At 64.5% G+C, this 1,657-nt stretch carries 1 pseudogene; it reads right to left on the bottom strand.

Annotated features, from left to right (window positions below):
- A pseudogene (locus AB5Y50_RS16075) lies at positions 1-1,657 on the bottom strand (type I secretion protein); the annotation flags it as partial.

The following is a 1,657-nucleotide window of genomic DNA, read 5'->3' as shown; positions in this document are numbered from 1 at the left end:
TGGTTCAGGGTGAAGACGTAGTGACCGTTCTGATCCAGCGTCAACGTGAAGACGTTCTGGCCGTTGACGGTGCCGCTGATGCTGTTGCCGCTGACACTGATGACCACGGGCTGGCCGCCGCTGGTGAGCCCCTGCAGGCCGGGCTGGCTGGCATCGAATGCGATGTTGACCAGAGGGTCGGCCCCGGCGGTGATGGCCAGATCCCCGGTGAGGGTCTGGGCCGTGCTCCAGTCGCTGTCCTCCACCAGGGTGAGGGAGACGGGGTCGACCTGGGGCAGCACGCCGTCGGTGATATGAATATTGAGGGTGCCAAGGTTGCTCTTGTCCCCGTCAAAATCGGTGCCTTGCACCTGCAACCCCAGGTTGACGCTGTTGGTGCTGACCGGTTGATCCAGCACGCCGTCGAGCACCACCTGGTACTTCCCATCCAGCCCCAGGGTCACGGTCAGAATGGTCTTGCCACCCGCATCCAGCAGGGTGATGACGTTGCCGTTGACCTGATAGTGGGTCGGCTGGCCGCCGCTGGTGAGGGCGTTGAGGCCAGGCTGGTTCGCCTCGAAGTTGAGCGACACCAGGCGATCGCTGCCCACGCTCACCGGCAGCTGGCCATCCAGGGTCTGGCCAGAGGCCCCTTCCTGCAAAGTGACCCCGCTGTCGATGCCAAGATGAGGATCGGCGGCATCGGTGATCACCGCCGTGGCGCTGCCGGTGATCACGCTGCCATCGCTGTCGGTCACCTTCACCGGCAGGCTCAGGTTGAGCTTGTCATCCGCCCCGTGATCCAGGTTGGTGTGTACCGTCACCTGGTAATCGAGGGTTGCCTGGGTGTGGGCTTCGATGCGCCCTGGCACGCTCGGCAGGGTCACCGTCAGCACCAGGGTGCCGCTCGCGGTCAGAGCCTGGAAGCCGTGGCCGTTGCTGCCCGCCACCTCTTGCCAGGTGAGGGTCTCGCCATTGTGGGTGATGGCCTTGCCACTCCCATCCACGACTTGGCCCGAGAGGGTCAGCCGCACGTCCACCACGGGATCGGAGTCCGCCGTGATGCTCAGGGTGCCGGTGGCATGCTGATCATCGCCGGTCTGGTTGTTGGCGGCACCATCGAAGCGCCCTTCACTCACCGTCACGCCGGTCAGGGTGAGGGTCGGGTTGGCCCCTTCCGAAATGCGGATGTTGAGGGTGCCCGTGGTGCTGTCGTTGTTGCCGCTGCCCTTGTCGCTGTCGACGATGTTGAGCTTGAACGGCAGGTCGGTCGCAGTGCCACCGCTCTGGTGAACCCCCTGATAGAGGGTCACCTTGTAGTCAAAGCCGTTGCTGGCGGCGTTGTCCAGCTTGCCCACCAGTTCGACCTGAAGCACCTCGACGCGCTGGCCATTGACTTCCACATAACCTTTCAGCACCTGGTTGCCCGGGATGCTGGCATCGCCGTCGACCAGCTCGTATTTGACGCTCTGGCCCAGGGCGGTCAGGGCCGGCTGCTCGCTGATGTCGGCAAACGACACCTCGCTCACCCGATCCGAGCCCGCATTGACCTGGAAGTGGCCGGTGCCGGTCAGAGTATTGCTGCCGTCGAGCCCACGCTCATCCAGGCTCACCCCGCTGCCCGCCACGAAGTGCGGCGCATGGCCATCCTTGATGGTGAGCGGCAAGTCGGTGGAGA

The sequence above is a fragment of the Aeromonas sp. s6 genome (assembly GCF_040907815.1).
Taxonomy (GTDB): domain Bacteria; phylum Pseudomonadota; class Gammaproteobacteria; order Enterobacterales; family Aeromonadaceae; genus Aeromonas; species Aeromonas caviae.
This window is presented reverse-complemented; position numbering and strand designations above follow the sequence as displayed.